This is a genomic window from Cypionkella sp. (genome assembly GCF_030652235.1).
GTDB lineage: Bacteria > Pseudomonadota > Alphaproteobacteria > Rhodobacterales > Rhodobacteraceae > Cypionkella.
In genome coordinates, this window is record NZ_JAUSBA010000064.1 from 1 (window position 1) to 25359 (window position 25359).

Here is a 25359-nt window from a genome sequence, read left to right on the forward strand (position 1 = left end):
GGACTTCGCCACACAATGGCTATGGACTTACAACAACGACCGCCCGAACATGGGCATAGGCGGCATCACACCCGCCCAGAAACTGAAAACGGCCGCCTAAGTTCTACAAATGCACCCCGTCAAAAATGGGGGGATTACCCAGCCAGCCCCTTGAGAAGTGGCAGGGCGATGTTGTCGGGGCGCTGAGCCCCGGCGCTGAGGATTATGGTCTGGGTTTCGGTCAGGTTGGTCATGGCGGTTTCCTCTATTGATCGTGGGTGGCAAGGAAGGAGACGATGCGCGACATCAGGTCGTTGTGGCCGTCGGTATCTGTGCCGATGATCACGTCACCATCGTCGTCGCGCTCCAGATCGGCGATCTCGCGCAGCAGGGCGATGGCGTCGTCGCACGCGGCGAGGCGTTCGGCCTCCCATGCAGCGGTGATCGCATCCTGTTCGATCTGATGGCGCCGGGCGGGATCAAGCGGCATGTTCGCCCTCCTTGAACGCGGCGTCGGTGATCTGGCGCAGAAGGCTGGCGTAGTTGTTCAGAGTGCCGACATGGCCCCAATTGATCTCGTCGGGATGAGCCTCGAAGTGGTCATCGCTCAGCGCCTTCAGGCGCTCCAGCATCGCGTCGATCTGGAACTTGGCGGTCATGAAGGCGTCGAGGGCCTTGGTGTTGTCAGTGGCGCGGCGGGTGGTCATGGCGTGGTCTCCGTGGGTGAGTTGCATCGTTCTGGTGCAATCAGAATCGCTCTTGTCCGAAGTGCAATCAACTGAATAGCAAGCTATTTCATTGCTTTAGACGTGGCGGGTAAAACCATGGAAGGTATGTCCGAGCGGGAATACTCCGCCCATTCCGGCCTGTCGCGCGGGGCGATCCAGAAGGCACGCCGCGCCAGTCGGCTGGTGGTTTACAGCGACGGGTCGATTAACGCCGCCGCCTCTGATGTGCGGCGGGGTGAGATGACGGATCCCGATCAGCAGCGCCGCAGCACCGGTAGCGACAGTGGGTTCTCGGGTCCGGCTGACAGCTCGTCCTACCTGAAGGCCCGCACCGCGCTGACCGTCTACCAGGCGCAGGACAAGCAGCTGGGCATCCAGAAGAAGAAGGGCACGCTTGTGGACCGCGCCCGGGCGGAAGCGCTGGTGTTCCGATTGGCCCGACAGGAACGCGATACTTGGGTCACCTGGCCCAACAGAGTGGCAGCGCTGATGGCGGCGGAAGTGGCTTTGGGGGTGGAAAAACAGACCGGAACGCCGGTGATCATCGAGGCCGCGATCCTGCAGAGGGTGTTGGAAGCCCATGTCAGACAGCACCTCGACGCCCTCGCCGATCTCAGGGTCTCGCTTGGATGAAGGAGAAGAACTCGACCTGAGCACCGATCTCGACCTCGAATTTGACGGGGCCGAGGACATCCTGCGCTCGTGGCGCAAGGGGATGCGGCCCGACCCGGATCTGACGGTGTCGGAATGGGCGGATGAACACCGCTGGCTGCCATCGCGCGGTGCGGCCGAACCGGGGCGCTACCGCACGGCCCGCGCGCCCTATCTGCGCGAGATCATGGATGCTCTGTCGCCGCGGCACCCGGCACAGCGGATTTCGTTCATGAAGGCAGCGCAGGTCGGCGCGACCGAGGCGGGCAACAACTGGATCGGCTTCGTGATCCACCATGCGCCGGGGCCGATGCTGGCGGTCTTGCCGTCCCTGGAACTGGCGAAGCGCACGTCACGGGGGCGGTTGGACCCCCTGATTTCTGAGTCCCCTGCGCTGCGCGAACGGGTCAATCCGGCCCGGTCGCGCGACGCGGGCAACTCGATGCTGTCAAAGGAATTCCCCGGCGGCATCCTGGTGCTGACCGGCGCCAACAGTGCCACCGGCCTGCGGTCGATGCCTGCGCGCTACATCTTCCTCGATGAGGTGGACGCTTATCCAGCTTCTGCCGACGAAGAAGGCGACCCGGTCACACTGGCCGAGGCGCGCACCACCACGTTCTCGCACCGGCGCAAGGTGTTCATGGTCTCGACCCCGACGATCCGAGGGCTGAGCCGGATCGAGCGCGAGTTCGAGGCATCGGACCAGCGCCGGTATTTTGTGCCCTGCCCGCATTGCGGTGCGATGCAGTGGCTGCAGTTCGAACGCCTGCGCTGGGACAAAGGGCGGCCTGACACCGCGGCCTACCATTGCGAGGGATGCGAAAAGCCCATCGCCGAGCATTACAAGACGCAGATGCTGGAACGGGGCGAATGGCGTGCGACCGCCGTTTCCGCAGATCCGCATTCCATCGGCTTCCATATATCGGCGCTCTATTCGCCGCTAGGCTGGAAAAGCTGGCAGCAGATCGCGCGCGAGTGGCTAGCGGCGCAAGGCTCGGAAGAGATGCTGCGCGTCGCCCGAAACACGCTTCTGGGCGAGACGTGGGTGGAGGCGGGCGACGCCCCCGAGTGGCAGCGGCTGGCGGAACGCCGCGAAAGCTACGCGGGCGTGCAAATCCCGATGGGCGGTTTGTTCCTGACGGCTGGCGTCGATGTGCAAAAGGACCGGATCGAGGTCGATGTCTGGGCCTGGGGGCGCGGCTTGGAAAGCTGGCTGGTCGATCACATCGTCATCGCCGGTGGCCCGGACGATCCGGCCTGCTGGGACAAGCTGACAGCCCTGCTCGGTCGGACATGGACCTGCGCGAATGGCGCGGTGATGGTGATCGGCAAGCTGGCCATCGACACCGGCTATGAAGCCCCGACCGTCTACGCATGGGCGCGGAAACAGGGGTTCGACCAGGTCGCGCCTATCAAGGGTTTGGAAGGCTTCAACCGCGCCACGCCGGTGTCGGGGCCGACCTTCGTCGACGCCACCATCGGCGGCAAACGTCTGCGCCGGGGCGCGCGGCTGTGGTCCGTGGCCACGGCGACGTTCAAGACCGAAACCTACCGCTTCCTGCGGCTGGAACGCCCCTCGGACGAGGACCGGGCGCTGGGCGTGCTGGACGCCCCTGGCACCGTGCATCTTCCCGACTGGATCGACACTGAATGGCTGAAACAACTGGTGGGCGAGCAGCTGGTGACCGTGCGCAACAAGCGCGGCTACGCCCACCAAGAATGGCAGAAAATGCGCGAGCGCAACGAGGCGCTCGACACCCGGGTCTATGCAAGGGCGGCGGCGTGGATCATGGGCGCGGATCGCTGGGACGAGGCGACCTGGCGGCGGCTGGAAGCGCAGGCCGGAGTGGAAACCCGACCGACTGCGCAGGTTGCGACCCCTGCAGAACCGGCCACGCCCGCCGCGCCCAAGGCCGGAACACCGACAACGCCACGGCGCAAGCGCCGGGCGTACACACCGAACTTCATGAGGGACTGAGATGGATCTGGAACGGATGCGCGCGCTGTTGGCCGCACTGCAGGAGGCCCGGTATGCGGGCGTCCGCTCGGTGAGCTATGACAGCAAATCGATCAACTATGGATCGGACGCGGAACTCGCAAACGCCATCGCCGATCTGGAGACCCGGATTGCCACGGCCACCTACGGCACACCCCGCCGTCGGCGCTGGGGCACCGTCGCGTCAAAAGGTCTGTGATCCATGGCGTTCGAGGCTTTCCGCCAGCGCATCGGCAGCATCATCGGCGGGTTTGATGCGGCTCAGGCCCACCGGCGGCTTCGGGGTTTCCGCGCCAGCCGCGCGCATGTGAACACCCTGATCGCGGCCTCGGGCGACACGATCACCGCCCGGGCGCGCTGGCTGGTCCGCAACAACGGCTATTGCATTTGCCCGCGCCGCCCGAGGATCGGCAACGAATTTGCGCACGAGGGCCACGCGCTCTGCCCTATCCGTCCCGATTGCCTCGGACCTCAGCTTCGACAGCAACGTAGTATCCAGGGACCGCGCGCCCTGAAGAACCAGCGCCAGACTGCAGGCCGCAGGATAACGGCCTGGTCGCGCCAACTCGGAGACAGCGGCATGAAGCCGGTCGAACCGGTGCGCTTCGCGGTCAAAGGCACCCGTGTTGAAGCTGACCCACGCGGCTTTGACACTGTCCGCAAAGGCGCGTGCATCAGCATGACCGGCACCACGCAAGATGACAGTGCTCTGTCCAGTCGGTTGCACTGACAGCGTCGTTCCAAGCGCACCCTTCCGAAGTGTTGGCGCCTCGCCAATATCCGCCAACGAAACCGACGCGGGCATGCTGCGTCCGGTGACCAGAAGTTGATCTCCCTGCAACTCAATGGCGCGCGCTGTCGTGCCAAAGGGATTCATGAGAAATCCGAACAGTGATCTTTGTTGCAACCGAATCAATAGCATGTGCCCTGTAACCCATCTCAAGCAGCTTGCGCTTTGGTTCCTCGCGTCTGCAACCATGTTTGCCCGGCACAAAAGCGGGAACACCGACTGCAGGGAAACTTGCGCGCGTCTTCATTATTGCTTATCTTGAAGACAAGAAACCGGAGGCTGCCATGTCACAGACCACAACGATGACTGTCCGCATCAGCGGCCCGCTGAGCGAGTTCGTGGCCTCGAACGTGGGTGAGAACGGGTCCTACGAGAACATCAGCGAATACGTCCGCGACCTGATCCGGCGCGACAAGGAGCGGGCCGAGGCGGAAGCGTTCAATCGGCTGAAGGCTGAACTGACACGCGCATTTGCGGCACCGGAGGAAAACTATCGTCCGCTGACCGCTGCCGAGGTGATCGCCCGGAACCGGGGATAGCAACGTGGCCGTCCGCGTCCAGGAAGCTGCATCGCTGCGGCTTGACGAGATCTACCGCTACACGCGCGACCGCTGGGGCGCTGAACAGGCTGATCGATACATCACCGCACTATTCGCGGCATTCGAGAAAATCGAAGGGCACGGAGTGGCGTCGCGGCCGATCCCAGCAGAGTTCGCTATCGACGGCTTCTTCTTCCGGCAGGAGCATCATTTCGTGTACTGGCGGAGGCTGTCGAACGGCGACATCGGCATCGTGACGATCCTGCACGAGCGGATGCACCAGATGGATCGGTTCCGGGACGACCTGCACGACTAATCTGGCCCGCGTAGGGGGGCCTCGTAAAACGTTGACCAGGTGTTGACAAGAATTTGGAACGACAAAAGCCGAGCGTTTAGCTCGGCTTTGAAGTCTTTGATAAGACGTACTTTTTTGGTTGCGGGGACAGGATTTGAACCTGTGACCTTCAGGTTATGAGCCAAAACCCCAGCGATTCCAATAACTTATGCATTTCAACGGCTTAAGCGCCAAGTCTTTGATTTGGCGCACTTTCCAATGCGACAACGGCGGACATTGACCTGTTTTCGCCGTCACCAGTTGCGCCAAATCGGCGTACGCGGGTTGACATAGCGTTGACATGCACTGTGAGGTAGCATCAAAAATCCTAATCAGGACGACCATCAATAGTCCGAGGACTTGGACTGTGAAAGTCGGCCCAAACCGGCAAATTATTGAAATCAGTCGATTTCCCTCACCTATAGCCCTGTTAAACGCCGACACTTTCACGACGTTGAAGCGATCAGTTTTGTGTAGAAAGTAAGGCCCTCACTCCTGCGAGATGCCCTCGGCAAATGGCGCGCCCGACTTGTATCAAATATTCTCGGGCGTATAGATTTCGAACCCTATCATGCGCTTGGAAAGGCTCGCCCCAGAAACGAGGTCGCGGCGCATCTGTGCGATTGCTTCACTGGCAAGCCGCGAAATCGGATGCGCCATGACAAGGGCAAGGTCTTCGTCAATCAACCCGTTGCGGGTGTGTTCGGTGATCTCATGGCCCACCGTCACCACAGAGCGGCTTCGCCCCGCCGCCTTCAGCGCGTCCAACACGCCCACCATGCCACCACCCGAGACGTATAGCCCGACCAGATCAGGCTCCCGCGCCAGCAGTTGTTCGGTGACATCGCGGGCGATGGATTTGTCTTCATATGTTTGCAGCGGCTCCAGCAAGGTGAACTCTGACCCATGTTCGCGGCAAAAAGACCGGAAGCCGGATTCGTTCAACTCCTGACAGCGATAGCGGTGGTTGCCGACAAGAATCCCCACCTTGCCCGGACGTTTGCACAGGCCTGCAATTGCCCAAGCCGCCGTGCGCCCGACACGCCAGTTGTCCAGCCCGATATATCCGGTCCCGCATGCCGAGGTTAGTTCCGAAATCAGCCCATAGGTCGGCACGCCTTTGGCCGCCAAGGCTTCGATGGCATAGGAAATCCGCGCATGTTCCGCCGTCACCACGGCCAGCGCCTGCACCTTTTCGCCCAGTGCCAGCATGCGGGTAGACACCGCCTCGGGCGACAGATCGTCGATATGTTCGATGATGATGTCCACCGGATCGGGGCTTTCCTCCGCCGCCGCGCGCAGGGCATCGGCGATCATCTGATAAAAGGTGCGGTGCGATTGTTGCAGCAAAAACCCCAGCTTGATGCGGGGGCGGTCGATGTTCAACCGCTCACGCAGCACTGGCATGGCGTAGAACTGCAGTTCCTCCGCCGCGGCCAAAACCCGCGCCGCCGTGGCCGCGCGCACCTTTTCACGCCCGTTCAGGATACGGTCGATGGTGGATACACTGACGCCAGCCTTCTCGGCCAGATCTGAAATTGTTGCGCGGTGTGCCATGGCAGCTCCTGAGGGAATCCTTCATTTCTTGAAAAGCAGAATGAGGGAAAAGAAGGGAAACGCATCTGTATTTAAGAAGTATCTATGCTGCGTCATTTGTCAACGGTATGAAAATTCCATCAGGAGAGTCGGTGGCATTTGTTTGCCGAATGCGCCGAACGGGGGGAAAGATGGACGATCTACAATTTGGAACCCGCAACAAGCGGGGTGATTTCACGCCGTCAAAACTGCTGGAGATTGCCCCGTTCTGGACAGGGCAATGGTCCAAACTGGGCAGCTTTCTGTGGGGCTATGTGTGGCCCTACAACACGATCTTCATGGGCGTGACGCTGCTCTATTGGTATCTCGTGCTGCCTGATGTGGCCACGATGCAGACCTTTGGCTGGGCGTGGGTGCTGCAAATCCATCTGGCCAACAGCCTTGGCATATTCTTGCTCTATGGCGGGGTTGAACTGTTCTACTACGTCAAGCGCAAGCAGGGCACGCGGTTCAAATACAACGCCCGCTTTCCGGCGGAAAACCCGTCTGACGTGTTCTGGTTCAAAAGCCAGAACCTCGACAACTTTATGCGCACCTTCTTCATCTCGATCCCGCTGTGGACCGCTGTCGAATGTTTTACCCTGTGGTGCTATGCCAATGGCATCGGCAATTGGCTGGACCCGTCGCAGCACTGGGTCTGGCTGACGGTATTGCTGTTTCTGGCACCGGCAATTCACGAGGTGCATTTCTTTGTGATCCACCGCCTGATCCACACGCCGATCTTGTACAAATGGATCCACTCGATCCACCACAACTCGATCAACCCTAGCCCGTGGTCGTCCATGTCGATGCATCCGGTCGAAGGTGCATTCTTCTTCGCCGAAATGATGTGGCACATCCTGCTGCCTTCGGCCCCGTTCGTGGCGCTGTTCCAGCTGACCTCGACCGCCTACGGCGCGATTGTTGGCCATATCGGTTTTGACAAGCTGGAAGTGACCGAAGGCACCGCGATGGATAGCCACGCCTACACCCACTACCTGCACCACAAGTATTTCGAGGTGAACTACGGCGGTGACGGCGTGATCCCTTTGGATAAGTGGTTCGGCACCTGGCACGACGGCAGCAAAGACTCGGACGCCCAGATGAACGCGCGGTTTGAACGCAAGAAAGCGCGCATGAACGCAGGGAAATAGCAGACCAAAGACAGCCCCAAAGGTGACGGGGTGGTAGGGGGAGAGGAGCCCCCGACCGGAAGGTCACAGACAGAACGCCGCCAAACCGGTGGGAAAAGGGAGGAAACGCGATGAAAACGATGATGAAAGTGTTGATGACGGCTTCGGTGCTGGCGATGAGTGCAGGTGCTGCAATGGCCGAAGGCACGGTGGTTGCGGTGATCGGTGGCAAGGCCGACGACCAGTTCTTTGCCAAGGTCAAGAAGGGCATCGATGATGGCGCTTTGGTTGTTCAGGCGCATGGCGGGTCGGTCAACTATCTGATGTTGCAGAACTATGACAACATCGGTGGCGACGCGGCCAACCTGATCCGCACCGCGATTTCGCAAGGCGCATCCGTTATTGCCGCCCCGAACTGGGTGCCGGATGCCGAAGACGAGGCCTACAAGGCGGCCATTGCCGCTGGCATTCCGGTGCTGCTGTACAACGCTGGCGGCGGCGACAAGGCCAAGGAACTGGGCGCGATCAACTACATCGGCAACGAGGAATATCCGGCCGGTCTTGCCGGTGGCGAATACTTCGGCAGCCATGGCCAGAAGAATGTGATCTGCGTCAACACAGTTCCGGGCGCGCAGAACCTTGAAGACCGCTGCAAGGGTATTTCCGATGGAATCACTGCGTCGGGCGGCGTTTCCAACCAACTGCCGCTGCCTGCTTCCAGCTTTGGCGATCCGACAGCTGTGGCCGAAGCCATCAAGGCGACCCTGCTGAAAGACCCGACGATTGACGGTGTGGTCACGATTTCCGCAGGCGATGCCAACTCTGCCGCGATCGGCATTGATCAGGCGGGATCAACGGGCAAGGTCGCGTTGGCCTCGTTCGACATGGACGGCGCGGGTCTGGACCGTATCAAAGCTGGCACCCAGCTATATGCGATTGACCAGCAGCCTTGGTTGCAGGGTTTCCTCGCCGTCACCATGGCGGATGCCTATGTGAACTATGGCCTTGATCTGGCGACCACGCCGGTTCTGACTGGTCCGGGGATTGTTGACGCAAGCAACATCGACGCCACGCTGGCCGGTTCGGCCGCCGGTTACCGCTAAGCCATCTTAAATCAGAAACGAAATCTGCGTGCATGGGCGACCCCCATGCACGCGCCAAGGGAGGACTACCACAATGAAATCCATGAAACTTCTGACAGCCTTTGCCACAGTGTCGGCATTGGCTTTGGGTGCCAGCGCCGCAATGGCCGAGGGCGCAAAGATCTTCGTCATCGGCGGCAAGGCGGACGACTCGTTCTGGTCGATTGTCAAGCGCGGCGCGGATGATGCGGGTAAGTTGGTGGCGGAACAGGGCGGTTCGGTGACTTGGCTTGCGCCACAGAACTACGACAATCTGGGGCCGGACGCCGCCAACCTGATCCGTACCGCGATTGGTCAGGGTGCCACCGCCATCGTCGGCCCGAACTGGGTGCCGGAAGCCATGGACGAGGCGTTCAAGGCCGTGGTCGATGCGGGCATTCCGCTGGTGATCTACAACGCCGGTGGGCTTGAAGCCGCCGACCGTCTGGGTGCTATGAACTACGTCGGTTCGGATGACTATCAGACAGGCGTCTCAGCAGGTGCCTATTTTGCGACCCATGGCCAGACCAAACTGGTTTGCGTCAACACCCTTCCCGGAGCGGCCAACCTTGAGGCCCAGTGCAAGGGCCTGAACGACGGCGTTACCGCCAATGGCGGCACCAGCGAAGTGCTGCCGCTGCCGTCAACCAGCTTTGGTGATGCCACGGCAGTGACGCAGGCAGTTGCGGCTTACTTGCAGCAGAACGCGGACGTGACCGGCGTTTACACTATCGGCAACATGGATGCGATTTCGGCCAATGCGGCCATAATGCAGGCTGGCGCTGTTGACCGTGTGAAACTGGGCGGCATGAACATGGACCAGACTATTCTGGACAACATCAAGGCCGGCACCCAGATGTTCGCGATGGACCAAGAGGGCTATTACCAAGGCTTCCTCGCCGTCACCATCCTGAACAACTACGTCAACTACGGCCTGTCGGTGCCGACCCGTCAGATTCTGACCGGGCCGGGGATTGTCGATGCCTCGACAGTCGATGCGACCCTTGCGGGCGTTGCCGCAGGCGTGCGCTGATCTGAACTCCTCCTGCCCGGCATCCGTGCCGGGCAGGCCATCGTCTGACGTCGGGGAGGAACCACCATGTCATCGTCATCCAGCTTTTCATTCGGCAGCCTGATGCGCCGCCCTGAAACAGGGTCATTCCTTGGCCTTGCCGCCGTTTTCCTGTTCTTCACTGCCTTTGGCGGCGTGAACTTTGCATCACCCACCGGGGCGGCAAGCTGGCTGAACGTGGCCGCCCAACTGGGTATCGTGGCCATTCCCATCGGCCTTCTGATGATCGCCGGAGAGTTGGATATTTCCATCGGTTCGATCATCCCGGCGGGATCGATGACCTGTGCCATCATCTCGGGGCATTTCGATTTGCCCATCGTGTTTGGTGTGGGGGCGGCACTGTTGTTGGGTGCGGTGATCGGGCTGATCAACGGGCTTCTGGTGATCCGCACCGCCGTGCCGTCCTTTATCGTCACGCTTGGCACTTTGTTTGCCGTGGCAGGTATGACCTTGGGCTTTTCGGTGCTGGTCACCGGCACCACATCGGTCGCCATCAAAGTCCCCGAAGCGAAATGGCTGCTGGGTGATTTCATCGGCGGCATCTATCAGGTCACGATCTTCTGGTGGATTGCAGCCATCCTGTTCTGGGGCTTTTTCCTGCACTTTTCGCGCTTCGGCAACTGGATCTTCGCCATGGGCGGCGACAAGGTTTCCGCACGCAACGCAGGTATCCCGACCGACCGGGTTACGATCATGCTGTTTGTCTGCTCGGGCATGAGTGCGGCCTTTGTCGGGCTTTCCCAAGCGATCCTGTACAACTCTGCGCAAGTCTCGGCGGGCCAGAGCTATATCTTCAACTCGATCATTTCGGTTGTGGTTGGCGGTGTGCTGCTGACCGGCGGATATGGGTCGGTGTTCGGGATCGTGCTGGGCACGCTGACATTCGCTGTGGTCAGCCAAGGCATCTATTTCACCGGATTTGATGCCAACTGGGCCAGCCTGATCATCGGTGTGCTGCTGTTGGGCGCGGTTCTGATGAACAACACTTTCCGCAAAATGGCGCTGTCCTATGCGCCAAAGAAAGGAGCCAAGTGATGGCTGACGCAATTCTTTCGCTGCAAGGCGTGAACAAAAGCTTCGGCCCGATTGACGTGCTGCATGACATCAATCTTGAGATCAAGGCAGGCGAGGTTCTGTGCCTGTTGGGCGACAACGGCGCTGGAAAATCCACCGTGATCCGGCTGTTGTCTGGGGTGCACAAACCGTCATCCGGTCAAATCCTCATGGACGGCAAGCCGCTCAGCTTTTCTAGCCCCCGCGATGCCGCCGACCATGGCATTGCCACGGTCCATCAGTTCGGCGGCACCTTCCCGCTGATGTCGATTGGCCGTAGTTTTTTCGTGGGCCGCGAGCCGACCCGCTGGGTGGGTCCGTTCAAGGTTTATGACCGCAAGACTGCCAACGAAATTGCGGTGAAGGCCGTGCAGAATTTTGGCATCACCCGCATTGACGATGGCGACCGGCTTGTGGGCGGGCTGTCGGGCGGAGAACGTCAGGCACTTGCGATTGCCCGTGCTGTCCATTTTGGCGCACGGGTGCTGATCCTTGATGAACCGACCGCCGCTTTGGGGGTCAAGCAAGCCACCCACGTTTTGCGCATCGTGAACGAGGCAAAACGGCGCGGGCTGGCGGTCATTTTCATCACCCATCAGGTCATGCACGCCATGGCCGTTGGCGACCACTTTGCCGTGCTGATCCGCGGCGCCATCGCGTCGGATTTCAAGAAGGGCGAGAAAACCCGTGAAGAAATCACCGATCTGATGGCGGGCGGCGCATCGATGGCGACGCTGGAAGCCGAGATCGAAAGCAACATGGCAAGCCACGACGCTTAACCTTTCCCCAGCCGGGACCTCTCCTCCCGGCCTTCCGTGGCCCGGCCTCCCTGACCGGGCCACGGACCTTAACACACGAAGGATCATACCATGCCCATCTGGATCCGCGCTTGCGCCACCACCGATATCGAACCCGATGATCTGATCCGCTTTGATCACGGGGCCCAAACCTTTGTTATTGTTCGCAGCGAAGAAGATGAGTTCTTCGCCATGGACGGCATTTGCAGCCATGAAAAAGTGCATCTCTGCGATGGTCTGGTGATGGACGGCACCGTTGAGTGCCCAAAGCACAGCGCCACGTTCGACTTCAAAACCGGCGAGGCGAAACGCGCGCCTGCCTGCATCAACCTGCGCACCTACCCCGTCAAAGTTGATGGCGGCGCGGTCTATCTCGAACTTTAAGGTCAAATCATGGTCCAGTTTCACAACCGCCCCTCTGTTGCCGACATGCGCGCCATGAAGGTGAGGGGGGAGAAAATCTCGATGCTTTATGTCAGCAAGCTGGAAGAGGCGGCGGCGGCAGATGCAGCGGGCATTCACATGCTGTCGATTGAGGGGCGCTTTTTCACGCCCGAAATGCGCGCGGCGGCGGGCCGCTGTTTCGTGCAGGTCGGTCTGCCCTTTGGCGGCTGGAGCCGGTTCAACGGCGAATTTCTGGCAAGTGCAGACGATTACCTGCGCGCCGCCTTTCACGTCATGGGTATGGGCGCGGATTGCATCTATTGCTCGGCCTCTTATGACATCCAGAAAGTGCTGTGCGACAATCATATCCCCATCGTGGCGCATGTCGGCCTGATCCCGTCCTACGTCACCTGGACAGGTTGGCGCGCGGTTGGCAAAACCGCCGCTGAGGCCCGCGAAACCTGGGATCATGTTAAAAAACTGGAATCCATCGGCTGCTTTGGTGCAGAACTGGAGGTCGTGCCAGACCGTCTGGGCGCGCTGATCAGCGCCAACACCCCGATGATCATGCTGGGCATGGGGGCTGGGCCGGGAGCTGACGCCCAATACCTCTTCGCCGAGGATGTGCTCGGCCACACCGATGGCCACAAGCCGCGCCACGCCAAAACCTACCGCAACTTCGCCGCCGAATACGCCCGCCTGCAGGCCGAACGGATCGCTGCGTTCAAGGAATTCATCGCTGATGTGAACACCGGCGGCTATCCGCAGCCGCAGCACAACGTCACGATGACCGACGCGGAATATGCGGCTTTGACCGCCGATCTGGGGCTCTAGTCATGCTGCGAATCGGGGTGGTCGGCTATGGCACGGGCGGGCGGCATTTCCATGCGCCGTTCATTCAGGCCGCAAAGGGCTGCACCTTGGCGGGCGTCGTTGCGCGGGCCGACAAAACCATCGCTGCGGTGAAGGTCGATTATCCCGGCCTACCGGTTTTTGCCTCGCTTGACGCGATGATCGCCTCTGGCGCAGTGGACGCTGTCACCATCACCACCCCGCCCGAAACCCGCCGTGATCTGGTGCTGCAAGCCATTGCGGCAGGGCTGCATGTGGTTGCCGACAAGCCCTTTGCCCCCGATGCGCAGGGAGCGCGCGACCTTGATCAAGCCGCCAAGGCCAAGGGTGTGACCTTGGGCGTTTATCAGAACCGCCGTTGGGACAGTGATCTGCAAACGCTGAAGAAAGTCATCGACGCGGGGCGTCTGGGTCAAGTCTGGCGCATCCACAGCCGTATGGATTTCGACGATCCCGCGACGCTGGAGGCTGGCCCCACGGGCGGCCTTCTGCGCGACTTGGGCAGCCATCTGGTAGATCAGATGCTGTATCTGCTCGGCCCCGTCACGTCGGTCATGGCGCATCTGGATTATGTGCAACTTGCGAAAGGCGCGACCGACGCTGCCTTTCATGTCTCAATGACCCATGCCTCAGGCCAGCACAGCCATGTCTCGGCCAGCAAACTCAACCACTTTGCGCAGCGCGAGTTGCGGGCCTATGGCGCAGCGGGGGCCTATGTCTCGCACAGCACCGATGTGCAGACGCAGGCGATCTTTGCAGGTAAGCGCCCGGTGCAGGATCTGGCCGCGTGGGGGTATGAACCCCAAACCCATTGGGGGACGCTTTACACCAAGGGTGGTGCCACCCGCATTCCTTCCGAACCGGGCCGTTACCATGCCTATTACGAGGCGTTCGCCTGCGCGGTTCTTACCAACGGCCCCGTCCCTGTGACCGCCGCCGAAGGCATCCGCACGCTGGCAGTTCTCGACGCCGCGCGCCTGTCGGCCGAACAGGGTTGTTCTGTCGCCGTGCAGCAGGAGGATACCAATGGATGATCTGAAATTCGGCACCCGCAACAAACGCGGGGATTTCACCCCGAAAGACCCGTTGGAAACCAACCCGCTCTTCACATGGCCGCTGGACCCGATGGCGCTGCTGCGCTGGTTGCCGGGGTATTTTCTGCCGTGGAACCTGCTGTTCTTCGGACTTGGGGCAGTGCTGTGGTTCTGGCTGACGCCTGCGAAATCCACCATGCAAACCTACGAATGGGGCTGGGCTCTGTGGATCTGGGCGCGCAACACGGTGATGGTCTTCGCGCTTTATGGCGTGATGGAGCTGCGTCTTTACCGCCGCCGCGCACAAAGCAATCGCTTCAAATACAACGCAAAATTCCCTGCCGATGCGCCGTCTGACGTGTTCTGGTTCAAAAGCCAGAACCTTGACAACATCCTGCGCAGCTTTGGCACCGGCCTGCCGATCTGGTCGGCCTACGAGGTGTTTCTGCTGCACGCCTGGGCCAATGGTTCCGGTCCTTGGACCACGTTTGAGGCCCACCCCTGGGCGCTTGCTGTCTTTGCGCTGCTACTGCCCCTGATCCATGAGGTGCATTTCTACTGCATCCACCGGCTGATCCATATGCCGATCCTGTATAAATGGATCCATTCGGTTCACCACAATTCGGTCAACCCAAGCCCTTGGTCCAGCCTGTCGATGCACCCGGTTGAACACCTGCTTTATTGGTCTGACAGCCTGATCCACCTGCTGATTCCATCGCATCCGCTTTTGGTGCTGTATCATCTGAACATCACCGGCACCGGTGCCGTGGTCGGGCATATCGGCTTTGACAAGATCGAAACCGGGGCGGACACCGCCATAGATAGCCACGCCTTCGCACATTACCTGCATCACAAGTATTTCGAGGTGAACTATGCCGATGGAGGGGTGCCGCTGGATCGCTGGTTCGGCACTTGGCACGACGGCACCAAAGGCGGCGACGCGGTGATGCAGGCGCGGTTTGAACAGAAAAAGGCCCGGATGAACGCGGGCAAAACAGGAGACACCAAATGACCATCCGTCTAGCCGTCATCGGCGCCGGGATCATGGGCAGCGACCACGCCCATATTTTCGCAAACGACCTGCCCGGCGCGCAGGTGCAGGTGGTCTGTGACGCGTCGGCAGAGCGCGCAAAGGCGCTGGCTGATGCGGTTGGGGCGGCAGATGTGATGTCAGACGCCGAAGCCGCGATTGTCCGCAGCGATGTCGATGCCGTGGTCATCGCCAGCCCTGATTTCACCCATGCGCCGCTGTCGCTCGCCTGCATCCGCGCAGGCAAACGGGCGCTGTGCGAAAAGCCGCTGTCGCAATCGGCGGCGGAGTGCATGACGGTGATGCAGGCCGAAGAAGCCGCAGGGCAGCGCCACATCCAGCTGGGTTTCATGCGCCGGTTTGATCAGTCTTATGCCGAGATGAAATCCGCTCTGGACAAAGGCACCCTTGGCCGCGCCCTGATGATGCACAACTTCCACCGCAACGTAGAAACCCCGGCCGCTGATTTCACCGGCGCAATGGCGATCACCAATTCCGCTCCGCATGAATTTGACGTGGTGCGGTTTGTTCTGGGGGCGGAATACGCGGCGATTTCGGCGTTTCAGCCGAAACGGTCCGATGCCTTGGTCGCCCCGGTGTTCATGGTTCTGGAAACCACCGACGGCCAGTTGGTGAACATCGAAATCAACAACAACGCTGCCTATGGCTATGACGTGCGCGGCGAATTGGTGGGTGAGGCCGGGTCTATCGCCATGAACGCCGCCACCTACAGCCGCCTTGATGCGCGGTTGGCGCAAACCACGGGTTACGATTCCGACTGGCGTGGCCGCTACGCCGAGGCTTACCGCCGCCAAAACCGCGCCTTCCTGCATTTTGTCCGCAGCGGAGAATTCAGCTTGATCGCATCAGACGCCTGGGATGGCTACGCCGCCGCCGTGGTCGCAGAAGCAGGCGCGCGCGCCTTGGCGACAGGCCAGCGCGTTGCTGTTGAGATGCCAACCCAACCCCTTTTCTACAAACGCTGAAGGAAAAACCCATGAAACTCGGCTTTGTTTCTGACAGTTTGGGCGGCCTGCCCTTTGACGCCATGCTTGACCACGCCGCCCGTCTGGGCGTGCAGGGGGTCGAGGTGAACACCGGCGGCTGGTCCACGGCACCGCATTTCGATCTGGCCGCGATGCAGTCGGATGCAGGTAAGCGCCGCAGCTTCCAAAAAGCGTTCGCGGATCGCGGGCTTGAAGTGATTGCCCTGAACGCCAATGGCAACCCGCTGCACCCGACCGACCCGAAACAGGGCATTTGCCTGCGCGACACCATTCGGCTGGCGGGCGAGATGGGCATCAAGAAGGTCTGTACCATGTCGGGCCTACCAGAAGGCCGCGCGGGCGATCTTATGCCGAACTGGGTGGTCTCATCCTGGCCGCCGGAAACCCAAGTCATCCTGCGCTATCAATGGGAGGAAAGGTTGTTCCCGTTCTGGGCCGAAATCGTGGCTTTGGCCAAGGCGGCTGGCGTCGAGCAGATCGCGCTGGAGCTGCACGGCAATCAGGTGGTCTACAACGTGCCGTCCTTGCTGAAACTGCGCGCCGAAGTCGGGCCGGTTGTCGGTGCCAACCTTGACCCCAGCCACCTGTTCTGGATGGGTGCCGACCCCCTGATCGCCGCCGAGACTCTGGGGGCCGCCGTCTATCACGTCCACGCCAAGGACACCTTCTTGAACTCACCCAAACAGGCCACCACCAGCCTGCTGGAAAACGGCAGCCTGATGGACATTCCGAGCCGCAGCTGGTCCTACATCACCCTTGGTTTCGGCCATGGAGAGGAGTGGTGGCGGCAATTCTGCTACCGGCTGAAAATGGCAGGTTATGACGGCTGGCTGTCAATCGAGCATGAAGACGTGCTACTCAACGGTCTGGAAGGGCTGGAGAAATCGGTAGCACTCTTGCAGGGCGTTATGCCGAAAGCCCCTGCGGACTATGCTCCGCAGGCGATCTGAGCATCCTAGTATTGGTTTATTCAAACTTTGAATGTAAGTACGATCCTGCATAGCATTGCGAGGATCGTTGGGCGCGCGGCGAAAGGCTGCGCGCCCACTCGTATTTAGCCGGTGGCATCATCAGGCAAGTAACGTCGGTGCAATAGAACACTTCCCTCCCACAGTGGCTATCTTGGACTTCATCTTCGACGCTTTTCATACTTGGCGTTTGCTGTCTTGCCGCGCGCGTTGCTGTCAGCAACATTAGCGACCAACTCTGTCGAGCGAGGCAAGTGTTCGTGTCTTGTTCTTGTTCTGATGTTTATCCACAGCTTCCTGATCTCCCCCCTATTGCTCCGAATCGCGGCCCAGTGCAGCTTGCACGCATGGGGAGAGCAGTCCTCAACTAAAAGCATAACAGGTCGTATCACCCGGCACACAAGGTCGAAGAAGGCGCTTTGGCGTCCTGACCTTTTGTGCCGAGATTTTCCGTTTTGCACATAAAAACACGACCAGAAGGCGGTACAGGCACGTTTCCTCCTCTGGTCCCATTGAGGAAGGATTCAACGTGGCTTTGCCTCCGCGCGTGTTTTTCACGCTTTACGAAACCTCAGTCCGTTGGGACTGTTCCATCTCCGACATCGCGGGTTGGGCCGCCGTCGGCAAACTGAAGATCAAGACGGGCATCGGCCTGGTGCGCTGCGGCGAAGCCGTGGTGGCGGGCCAAGTTGACATATCCGCGATGGACCTGCTGCCCCTGTTCCGGCGCAGCGGAACCGGACCGGTCGAAGGGGTTGTGCGGCGCATTATGCCGCCCGGACACACAGACTGGTTGGTCATCACGGACCCTGCTGGCGGGGTCACGATCACGGTGGCCGACATGCTGATCCTCGCCGAGGACGTTTTCGGCTTTGAGGATGATCACGACATGGCCCGGCGCGCGGCCACCAGCGCGAGTGGCGCATCCCCATATGACTGGGAGGGCATGAACGTCGCCCTGATCCAGCGCATCCATGATCGGGGCCTGCCCGCAACGCAGGCAGACCTCATTGCGGAAATGCAGCACTGGTTCGCTGATCAGTCCGACGGTACCAAGATGCCTGACAGCCGGAGCATCCGCAGACGGATCACCCCCATCTGGCGGGCCTTGCGCAAAGAAGATGCCTGATTGGCCCGGCCCCATGCAGGGCCGGTCAGGTCATGCGGTCTTGCGATCCACCGGCACAACAGCATCGGCATCATGCACCAGCACGGGTCGTGGCCGGAAGGCGCTGGCCACGGCATCGACGCCTGCCCGCAGGGGTGAATCCATCAGGTGGGCATAGCGCTGGGTCGTTTGCATTTGCGAATGGCCCAGCAGTTTGCCGATCATTTCCAACGACGCACCGCCGCTGACCAACAGGGATGCGAAGGTATGGCGCAGATCGTGGATCCGAACATCAGGCAGCTTGGCCTGTTTCTGGATGTTGATCCAGAACCTGCGGATTTCCTTCACCGGCTGGCCGGGCGTATCGCCGGGAAACAGCCACGGAATGCCCTTCGGCACCGATAGCTGACGCTGGCGCACAATGGCGGCAACATCGGCCGAAATCGGGATCCGGTGAATCTTGCGTTGCTTGGTGGTGGCGGCAGGCTTTGACCAGCTGCCCAGTTCCAGATTGAACTGTTCAAAGCGCGCCTGCCGAACTTCGCCAACCCGGCTGCCGGTCAGCATGCACAGGCGGATGATGCCAGCGGCCCTCTGGTCTGCTGCGACGTCCAGCGCCCCGGCCAGCTTGCCGATTTCCTCTTGCGACAGAAACCTTTCGCGTTCGTTCTCGATGCGCTTCTTGAAAGCCGATGCCGGGTTGTCGGTGCGCCAGCCCCAACCGACGGCAAGGGTGAACATCTTGCGCAGCACCTCGCCCACTCGGTTGGCACGGATCGGCGTCGGCTTGGCGCCCTGCAGTTTTCGCCCCCGGTTGTTGGGTTTTTCCTTGGACGGGCGTGCCCTGCCCTTGGCGATGATGTTCAGCAGTTTCGCCACATCATGCGGCGTGATCTCTGTCACCAGTTTGGACCCCCAATGCGGTGCGACCAGCTTGGTCAGCATCGACCGCTGATCCGAGGCATTGGTCTTGGCCAGATGCGGAACATGCTCGGCAAGGTAGCGGTCGATCATGTCGCTGAACCTTGGGGCTTCACGCAACTGGCCACGTTCGCCCAGCGGGTCGCGGCCTTCGTCGATCTCGCGGCGCAGATCCTTGGCGCGCTCGCGAGCGGCAGTCACCGTCCATTCGGGCCAGCGCCCGATGGCCATACGGCGCTGGCGTCCTGCGAACCGGTAGTCCAGCGAGAAGGACCGGCTGCCCGAGCGGAGGATGCGAATGGAGAAGCCGCGCACCTCGGTGTCGAAGACCTGGTAATCGCGCGCCACCTCCGGCTCGCATTCCCTCACAGATTTATCGTTCAATCTCAGCCGTTTGAGCATGGATGGTCTCCCCTTTCGCCTGCGACACAGGCGTAGATTCGCGGATCTATCAAGCGAACCACACGCATAGGGGTGGCGGGGAGGCGCAGGGTGGCATTGATGTGCCAGCATCGCGCCACCCCTTGTTTTATTGGGTTCTGTGCGAAAACCGCAGCGCACAAGCACCCGGCGACGCGGATGCCCGGCGCGGCCCAGTCCACCGCTGAGCCGAATTTCCGAGACAATTCTGTAAATCTCCAATGAAATCAGGGGGTGGCGCGGTTTCGGCAGATCAATGCCACCCTGCCACCCCCTGAAAGCCCGTCAAAGCTGCCGAATGTCGGCCAATGTGGGCGAACCATATGGAACATGCCTCAATCGGCCCGTCATTGGTGCTGGCAGCCTGTTCGGATCACTGGTCCGACTCACCAGCTCTCCGCGCGCAAACCTCAAAAACTCCAATGAAATAAGGGGTGGCACGCAAGGGGCATTTCCAATGCCACCCTGCGCCTTCCCGCCACCCCTCGCCGCCTGCGCTTCATGACCCTGCAATTCCACCCAGTCCGGGTGATGAAGGGGAGACAGAAGATGACGGCAACGGAAACACCCCGGCGTCCTGCTGCGCCAGGACTTCTCGGCGGCTGGATCAGCCGACTTGATCTCGCGCTCGAGCTCGGCGTGACGGTCGAAACGCTGCGCCGTTGGGAAGGTCAGCGCTTTGGGCCGCCCTGTGTGCGCGCTGGGCGCAAGGTCTTTTATCGCCGCGACGGGGTACGCGACTGGCTGCAATTGCAGGAAGTGCCAGTTCCCCGGCGCGCGGGTGGCCGTCGATGAACGCACCCCTATCCCACCCCCTGATTGCGGCCTCAGGTACAGGCGACTGGATGCAGGATCGCCTGACCGAAGCGCGCGGCATCCTGGCCGATGTCCCGCGGCACCCGGAATCGCTGGTCATCCTCGCGGCCCGTGTCGTCGCCGGGCAAACCGATGATTCCGGTGAATGCGCAGATGCCATCGACCTTCTGCGCCTGTTGGATCGCCGCCCTCTGCATGCCATTGCGGCTGCGGCCTTCGCGAAAGGAGGTGCCGCATGAAACGGCGCAGCACACCAGAGGCCGATGCCCAGCGCGCCATCGTCCAAGCGCTGCGCGTCGCACTACCGCGCGATGCCATCATCCATCATTGCGCCAACGAGGTGACCGAGACCGGGTCCCGTGGCCAAATCCGCCAATCCATCCTGGTCGGCATGGGCGTGCATGCTGGATTTGCCGATCTAATCGTGATCTCCAGCGGCCGCGTTCTGTTCCTCGAGGTCAAGAGCCAGACCGGTCGTTTACGGAAATCCCAAGAGGTCTTCCGCGACACCGTCTGCGCGCAGGGCTTTGGCTGGGCGCTGGCCCGGTCAGTCGACGATGCGCTGGGCGCCTTGGCAGATCATGGCTTCACCAGCCGTGTCCGCCCAGCGCGACGGGTGGCACCATGAGCCACAAGGCGACCGTCTGGGCCATCCAGCAACGCGGGTTGAAACCTGCCACCAAGATCGTGCTGTGGTTTCTGTGTGACCGGCATAACCCGGACTTCGGCTGCTTTCCGACGCAGGCGCGGCTGGCCGACGATGCGGAAATGTCAATTTCGGCGCTGAACGAACACCTCGCCAAGCTGCAGGAATTGCGCCTGATCCACCGCGTTCGGGCGCAGGATCCCCACACCCACAAGCGCCTCGCGACACGCTACATCCTAGGGTTTGAGGATGGATTTCCACCAGAGCCAACTCCGGAAACCGGAGACGGCTTGTCAGGAACGGAAGAAGATCATGACGACAACCCATCTCCGGAATCCGGACATGGAGCCATCTCCGGATTTCCGGCAAAGCCATCTCCGGATTTTGCCCAAAGCCATCTCCGGAATCCGGAGATTAACCTTGTAAGAGAACCCCTAAGTAAACCTGTAAAGGAGGAGGAGGACGCGCAGGCGCGGGATTCCGATTTTGATCGGTTTTTCGCAGAGCTGCTGACTGCGCTGGGCTTCGCTGCCAACGCCAGCCTGCCCGCCTGGTGGCAGGGATCGCCAGCTCGCTTGCATGTCCGCCGCTGGCGGGATGATCTCGGGCTGACCGAGGACCGGATCGTTGAGGTCGCCACCGAAAGCCGGGGCGATCATCCCAATCCGCCCGATGGGCCCAAGGCTCTCGACCGGTTCATGGAACGCGCCGCCCAGCGCGATGCGCAGGCTGCCACAGCAAACGCCAACGGCAGAAAGATCAACCGGCAGCGCAAGGGCGAAGTGAAGCTTCCGCTCAGCGACGACGAAAAGGCGGCGTTCTACGCCAAAATGGTCAACTCCGAGGGCTATCTGCCCCAGAGCGTGATCAGCAACACCATCCGTGATGCGATGCTGGCGCGCGGACTGGTCACGCCTGAACGCCTGCGCGAGCGGGGGGTGCGGTGAATGGCATGGTGTCACGTCCCCGGCATGGATTGTCCCTCTGCGCAGGCGGCGGAGGCTTGGATCTGGGCGTCATGCTCGCCGAACCCGGCTATCACACCCGCGCCTATGTCGAATGGGAAAATTGGCCCCGCTCTGTCCTCGTCGCCGCCCAGCGCGCCGGGTATTTCGCCCCAGCACCCATCTGGGACGATCTGCGCAGTTTCGATGCCCGGCCCTTCCGCAGTGCTTTCGACATCGTCCTCGCGGGATATCCCTGCCAGCCCTTCAGCGCCGCCGGAAAACGTGGTGGCGCCGATGATCCCCGCCATCTCTGGCCAGAGGTCGCTCGAGTTGTCAGCGAGTGCCAGCCCGAATGGGTCTTCCTCGAAAATGTCGCTGGGCACGTCACCCTCGGCCTTGAAACCGTCCTGCGAGAGCTTTGGCGCATGGGCTATACGCCTGCGGCGGGCCTGTTCAGCGCGGCAGAAACAGGCGCGCCGCACCAGCGGCTGCGCATCTTCATCTTGGCCCACACCGATGAGCGTGCATCCCGGCACAGCCAGCTACAACCCGGCCGGGAACAGCGATTTTACCCGCAAAGCGGAGGCGCTTGCGCTGAACATTACCAACTGGTCGACGCCAAAGGCAAAGGACGGCGCGAAGTGCGGGCCGGGTCAGAGTTATGGCTCGGGCGGTATGCCGCCCCTGCCAGCGCAGGCGGCACAGTGGCAAACACCCGTGGCGGACGACCAGATGGATCGGCTGCGCGGCAAGATCAACAGCCGGGGCGAGCCAAAGCTATCGGCACAGGCCCTGCAATGGCCGACCCCAGCCGCGCAGAACTGGAAGGGCAGTTCCGAGGCCAGCATCACCCGGGCAGACGGCAAATCACGGATGGATATCCTGCATTACCGGGCGGAACAGGGCTTCATCCGCCCGGCCCCGGTGATCACGACGCATGGTCTGCCATTCTCGCATCACGCCCCGATCTCGCGCCCGCTGTGGGCTTCGATGATTGCATCGCATGGGCGTGTCGCATCGCGCAGGATCTTGAAGGGCCGGTCGCGGCGGAGACTGAATCCGCTCTTCGTCGGATGGCTGATGGGTTGGCCCATCGGTCACGCGCTTTGCGCCTGCTCGGCAACGGAGTTCACCCTCTGGCTGCAGCGCATGCGTGGCGCACTCTCGCATCTGCCCATGGCATCCGGCCCTTGGATCTGGCGGCCGCTGGATGGGCCGGAGCGCCCAGCGCAGATGAACCTGTTTGAAGGAATGCGGCCATGAGCATGCAGGGACGGATTGCGCGCGCAGGCGGCGCACGGGTAAAACGCGCGCTGGGCGTGCAGGCCATCCTGGAATGGGCGTTCCGGGTGGAAAAGGCGCAACTGGAACTGCCGCAACGGCGGGACATCGATGAGGAAGGCTTCGGCTTCGGCATGGAATACGTGCTGATCCAGCGGGCGCGACTGGGGTGCAAGGTGGATGGTGGTGGCCATAAATCGCAGTCCTACACCCACGAGGATGCCGAGATCGTGGCCGCGACCTTGGCAGGAATGCCCGACAATTTGGGTGGCAAACCCATGGCGATTCACATCGCCGAACTGGCGCGCGCGGGCATGACACCTGATTGGCTGCCGGGCGTCATGCCGCGCTGCGTGCCGGTCGAGACGAAGCGCAACCAGCATGGCGAGCGATCCACCACGGTCGTGGTTGGCATTGAACGCGTGCTGCAACGCGGGCGCTGGCGCACGGTCGATGTGTTGGCCTGCCCGGTCACCTGGCGGCCTCATCCGGAACAAATCGCATCCGCCCGACGCGGCTATGAAGATTGGTGGCGGGCGTTGGATTGCGTGCGGGATGGACTTCTGGCGGGTGGGCTGCTGCGGGAGGTCGAGGTGACATCAGCGATGCCGAAGGTGCAGCCTTGGTCGCAAAAAAAATGACGCGCTGGCCAAAGCAAGCTGCAACGCACCTTAGTGAGGCATTTACACACGGTTTTGCTGGCAAAATCAGCCCGCCACCTATAGCTTGAGTCAGAGTAAACGGAGTTTGGTATGCGCAGACCTATCGGAGTGGACCTTTTCGCGGGCGCAGGCGGCATGAGCCTGGGCTTCGAACAGGCAGGCTTCGATGTCGCGGCAGCAGTAGAAATAGACCCGGTTCATTGTGCTGCCCACAAGTTCAACTTCCCTCAAACTGCGGTCATTTCCCGATCTGTCGAGCGGCTGTCTGGTCGGGAGATTCGGCTGGCAGCAGGGCTTGGAACGCGTCCGGTCGATTGTGTGTTTGGTGGCGCACCGTGCCAAGGTTTCTCACTTATCGGCCACCGGGTTCTTGATGACCCACGGAACAGCCTTGTTCTCGAGTTCGTCCGGATCGTCAGCGAACTGGATGCAAGGACGTTTGTGTTCGAGAATGTTAAGGGCCTGACACTTGGCCACCACAAGCAGTTTCTGAACGAGCTGGTTGCTGCGTTTGATGCAAAAGGCTATCAGGTCCGCCTTCCCTGGCGCGTGCTGAACGCAGGCAACTTCGGCACTCCGCAATCTCGAGAGAGACTTATCCTGTTCGGCGCGAAAAAGGGCGAAGTCCTGCCTGATTACCCTGCGGCGATCACGGCAATTGCTGGTCGTAAGTCAAAAACAGACTTGAACTATGGACCAACTTGCGCAGATGCGCTTGGCGACCTGCCAGATGCCGAGCTATTTCCCGAACTGATCAACAATGACTCAGTCAGGCCGCGTCGCTTTGGCAAGCCCTCACCGTATGCTGAAGAAATACGTTGCCTCTCTAACGACGCTTGGCATTTCGCGCACCCACGGCAGTGGGATCCAGCGGTCCTTACTTCGAGTGCGCGCACCGAACACACCGACATTTCGCGCCGCAGATTCTCGGAAACGGCTCAAGGCGACGTCGAGCCGATCAGCCGCCTTTTCAAACTGCCTCCAGGCGGGGTCTCAAATACTCTGCGCGCAGGCACAGACGGCGCGCGCGGTGCCTTCACCAGCCCACGCCCTATACATTACATGTTCGACCGCTGCATCACGGTGCGCGAGATGGCCCGCCTTCATGGATTTCCGGATTGGTTTCGCTTTAATGCGACAAAATGGCATGGAGCTCGGCAAATTGGAAATGCTGTGCCGCCTCCATTGGCTCGCGCGGTCGCCAGTCAGGTCATTGCTGCTTTGGGACTAACTCCGTCGCGCCCCGCAGAGGCAATCGCCTTAGGCAGCCCAGCGCTGCTGGAAATGAACGTCACCAGCGCAGCCGCCCATTTTGGGGTAGAACCGCCCAAAACAGGACGCGATCAAAAAAGTGGCGCGAAGAAGCGCAAGCAAATCGAGATTGAGGCAGAACGAATTTGTGCACAGGTCGCTGCCTATGGCTAAGTCAAATCGCTATCAAGCATTGATTTCGAAGATATTTTTTGATGGGTATCAACCCGGCAATGCGTCATTTGAATTTGAACGTGTGGCGCT

At 61.0% G+C, this 25359-nt stretch carries 28 protein-coding genes and 3 pseudogenes; 26 read left to right on the forward strand and 5 right to left on the reverse strand.

The features are described from left to right. Window positions 1-244 precede the first annotated feature (244 nt). Complete coding sequence (locus tag Q7V03_RS20740; protein WP_304927488.1) at window positions 245-469, reverse strand: hypothetical protein; 225 nt, start codon at window positions 467-469, stop codon at window positions 245-247. Continuing rightward, a complete protein-coding gene (locus tag Q7V03_RS20745; RefSeq protein ID WP_304927489.1) occupies window positions 459-686 on the reverse strand; it encodes a hypothetical protein in 228 nt (75 codons plus the stop codon). Before Q7V03_RS20745 ends, Q7V03_RS20740 begins: the two co-directional genes overlap by 11 nt. Before the next feature lie 117 nt (window positions 687-803). Between Q7V03_RS20745 and Q7V03_RS20750 the strand changes: the two genes are divergently transcribed. From Q7V03_RS20750 to Q7V03_RS20765, 4 genes and pseudogenes are all read left to right on the forward strand, one after another. Next, on the forward strand, window positions 804-1340 hold the full coding sequence (locus Q7V03_RS20750) for a hypothetical protein (protein ID WP_304927490.1): 537 nt from the start codon (window positions 804-806) through the stop codon (window positions 1338-1340). Further along, a complete protein-coding gene (locus Q7V03_RS20755; protein ID WP_304927491.1) occupies window positions 1288-3336 on the forward strand; it encodes a phage terminase large subunit family protein in 2049 nt (682 codons plus the stop codon). Before Q7V03_RS20750 ends, Q7V03_RS20755 begins: the two co-directional genes overlap by 53 nt. Before the next feature lies 1 nt (window position 3337). Further along, window positions 3338-3553 (forward strand): phage head-tail joining protein, encoded by a 216-nt coding sequence (locus tag Q7V03_RS20760; RefSeq protein ID WP_304927492.1) that lies wholly within the window; start codon window positions 3338-3340, stop codon window positions 3551-3553. Between the two features lie 3 nt (window positions 3554-3556). Then, window positions 3557-3736 (forward strand): annotated as a pseudogene (locus Q7V03_RS20765) (phage portal protein); the annotation flags it as partial. Between the two features lie 207 nt (window positions 3737-3943). On the opposite strand, the pseudogene Q7V03_RS23965 reads toward Q7V03_RS20765, so the two are convergent. Beyond that, window positions 3944-4333, reverse strand: a pseudogene (locus Q7V03_RS23965) (hypothetical protein); the annotation flags it as partial. A 95-nt stretch (window positions 4334-4428) separates the two neighbouring features. Between Q7V03_RS23965 and Q7V03_RS20770 the strand changes: the two are divergent. Further along, a complete protein-coding gene (locus tag Q7V03_RS20770) occupies window positions 4429-4683 on the forward strand; it encodes an addiction module antitoxin (RefSeq protein WP_304927493.1) in 255 nt (84 codons plus the stop codon). Between the two features lie 4 nt (window positions 4684-4687). Continuing rightward, window positions 4688-4999: a type II toxin-antitoxin system RelE/ParE family toxin gene (locus Q7V03_RS20775; protein ID WP_304927494.1), complete on the forward strand. Its 312-nt coding sequence runs from the start codon at window positions 4688-4690 to the stop codon at window positions 4997-4999. Window positions 5000-5551: 552 nt separating this feature from the next. Here Q7V03_RS20775 and Q7V03_RS20780 read toward each other — a convergent pair. Beyond that, a complete protein-coding gene (locus tag Q7V03_RS20780; RefSeq protein WP_304927495.1) occupies window positions 5552-6574 on the reverse strand; it encodes a LacI family DNA-binding transcriptional regulator in 1023 nt (340 codons plus the stop codon). Window positions 6575-6744: 170 nt separating this feature from the next. Here Q7V03_RS20780 and Q7V03_RS20785 point away from each other — a divergent pair, with 170 nt between their 5' ends. The 12 genes from Q7V03_RS20785 (at window position 6745) to Q7V03_RS20840 (ending at window position 18172) form a co-directional block, all read left to right on the forward strand. Further along, on the forward strand, window positions 6745-7746 hold the full coding sequence (locus tag Q7V03_RS20785; RefSeq protein ID WP_304927496.1) for a sterol desaturase family protein: 1002 nt from the start codon (window positions 6745-6747) through the stop codon (window positions 7744-7746). Between the two features lie 110 nt (window positions 7747-7856). Continuing rightward, a complete protein-coding gene (locus tag Q7V03_RS20790; protein ID WP_304927497.1) occupies window positions 7857-8828 on the forward strand; it encodes a substrate-binding domain-containing protein in 972 nt (323 codons plus the stop codon). 82 nt (window positions 8829-8910) lie between these two features. Next, complete coding sequence (locus Q7V03_RS20795) at window positions 8911-9879, forward strand: substrate-binding domain-containing protein (RefSeq protein WP_304927498.1); 969 nt, start codon at window positions 8911-8913, stop codon at window positions 9877-9879. A gap of 66 nt (window positions 9880-9945) precedes the next feature. Beyond that, a complete protein-coding gene (locus Q7V03_RS20800) occupies window positions 9946-10953 on the forward strand; it encodes an ABC transporter permease (protein ID WP_304927499.1) in 1008 nt (335 codons plus the stop codon). Then, on the forward strand, window positions 10953-11750 hold the full coding sequence (locus tag Q7V03_RS20805) for an ATP-binding cassette domain-containing protein (protein WP_304927500.1): 798 nt from the start codon (window positions 10953-10955) through the stop codon (window positions 11748-11750). The genes Q7V03_RS20800 and Q7V03_RS20805 overlap by 1 nt, the downstream gene beginning before the upstream one ends. A 90-nt stretch (window positions 11751-11840) precedes the next feature. Beyond that, window positions 11841-12152, forward strand: coding sequence for a MocE family 2Fe-2S type ferredoxin (locus tag Q7V03_RS20810; protein ID WP_304927501.1), 312 nt, complete (start codon window positions 11841-11843; stop codon window positions 12150-12152). Window positions 12153-12161: 9 nt separating this feature from the next. Beyond that, complete coding sequence (locus tag Q7V03_RS20815; protein WP_304927502.1) at window positions 12162-12986, forward strand: 3-methyl-2-oxobutanoate hydroxymethyltransferase; 825 nt, start codon at window positions 12162-12164, stop codon at window positions 12984-12986. 2 nt (window positions 12987-12988) lie between these two features. Then, window positions 12989-14038: a Gfo/Idh/MocA family oxidoreductase gene (locus Q7V03_RS20820; protein WP_304927503.1), complete on the forward strand. Its 1050-nt coding sequence runs from the start codon at window positions 12989-12991 to the stop codon at window positions 14036-14038. Further along, window positions 14031-15050 carry a sterol desaturase family protein gene (locus Q7V03_RS20825; protein WP_304927504.1) on the forward strand — a complete coding sequence of 340 codons (1020 nt, stop codon included), beginning with the start codon at window positions 14031-14033 and terminating at the stop codon, window positions 15048-15050. The genes Q7V03_RS20820 and Q7V03_RS20825 overlap by 8 nt, the downstream gene beginning before the upstream one ends. Further along, entirely contained in the window at window positions 15047-16054 is a 1008-nt protein-coding gene (locus Q7V03_RS20830) for a Gfo/Idh/MocA family oxidoreductase (RefSeq protein WP_304927505.1), read from the forward strand. Before Q7V03_RS20825 ends, Q7V03_RS20830 begins: the two co-directional genes overlap by 4 nt. 11 nt (window positions 16055-16065) lie before the next feature. After that, window positions 16066-17025, forward strand: a complete 960-nt coding sequence (locus Q7V03_RS20835; RefSeq protein WP_304927506.1) for a sugar phosphate isomerase/epimerase — start codon at window positions 16066-16068, stop codon at window positions 17023-17025. 547 nt (window positions 17026-17572) lie between these two features. Continuing rightward, window positions 17573-18172, forward strand: a complete 600-nt coding sequence (locus Q7V03_RS20840; RefSeq protein ID WP_304927507.1) for a hypothetical protein — start codon at window positions 17573-17575, stop codon at window positions 18170-18172. Between the two features lie 30 nt (window positions 18173-18202). Here Q7V03_RS20840 and Q7V03_RS20845 read toward each other — a convergent pair whose 3' ends face one another. Then, on the reverse strand, window positions 18203-19474 hold the full coding sequence (locus Q7V03_RS20845) for a site-specific integrase (protein WP_304927508.1): 1272 nt from the start codon (window positions 19472-19474) through the stop codon (window positions 18203-18205). Window positions 19475-20041: 567 nt separating this feature from the next. Here Q7V03_RS20845 and Q7V03_RS20850 point away from each other — a divergent pair. From Q7V03_RS20850 to Q7V03_RS20885, 8 genes and pseudogenes are all read left to right on the forward strand, one after another. Then, entirely contained in the window at window positions 20042-20287 is a 246-nt protein-coding gene (locus Q7V03_RS20850; RefSeq protein ID WP_304927509.1) for a transcriptional regulator, read from the forward strand. A gap of 50 nt (window positions 20288-20337) precedes the next feature. Beyond that, window positions 20338-20547, forward strand: coding sequence for a hypothetical protein (locus Q7V03_RS20855; RefSeq protein ID WP_304927510.1), 210 nt, complete (start codon window positions 20338-20340; stop codon window positions 20545-20547). After that, window positions 20544-20936, forward strand: coding sequence for a VRR-NUC domain-containing protein (locus tag Q7V03_RS20860; RefSeq protein WP_304927511.1), 393 nt, complete (start codon window positions 20544-20546; stop codon window positions 20934-20936). The genes Q7V03_RS20855 and Q7V03_RS20860 overlap by 4 nt, the downstream gene beginning before the upstream one ends. Then, on the forward strand, window positions 20933-21901 hold the full coding sequence (locus Q7V03_RS20865; protein WP_304927512.1) for a helix-turn-helix domain-containing protein: 969 nt from the start codon (window positions 20933-20935) through the stop codon (window positions 21899-21901). Before Q7V03_RS20860 ends, Q7V03_RS20865 begins: the two co-directional genes overlap by 4 nt. 71 nt (window positions 21902-21972) lie before the next feature. Next, window positions 21973-22416: pseudogene (locus Q7V03_RS20870) on the forward strand (DNA cytosine methyltransferase); the annotation flags it as partial. Between the two features lies 1 nt (window position 22417). Then, window positions 22418-23164: a DNA methyltransferase gene (locus tag Q7V03_RS20875; RefSeq protein WP_304927513.1), complete on the forward strand. Its 747-nt coding sequence runs from the start codon at window positions 22418-22420 to the stop codon at window positions 23162-23164. After that, window positions 23161-23823, forward strand: a complete 663-nt coding sequence (locus Q7V03_RS20880; protein WP_304927514.1) for a hypothetical protein — start codon at window positions 23161-23163, stop codon at window positions 23821-23823. The genes Q7V03_RS20875 and Q7V03_RS20880 overlap by 4 nt, the downstream gene beginning before the upstream one ends. Window positions 23824-23934: 111 nt before the next feature. After that, window positions 23935-25269, forward strand: a complete 1335-nt coding sequence (locus Q7V03_RS20885; protein ID WP_304927515.1) for a DNA cytosine methyltransferase — start codon at window positions 23935-23937, stop codon at window positions 25267-25269. The last annotated feature ends 90 nt before the right edge of the window (window positions 25270-25359 follow it).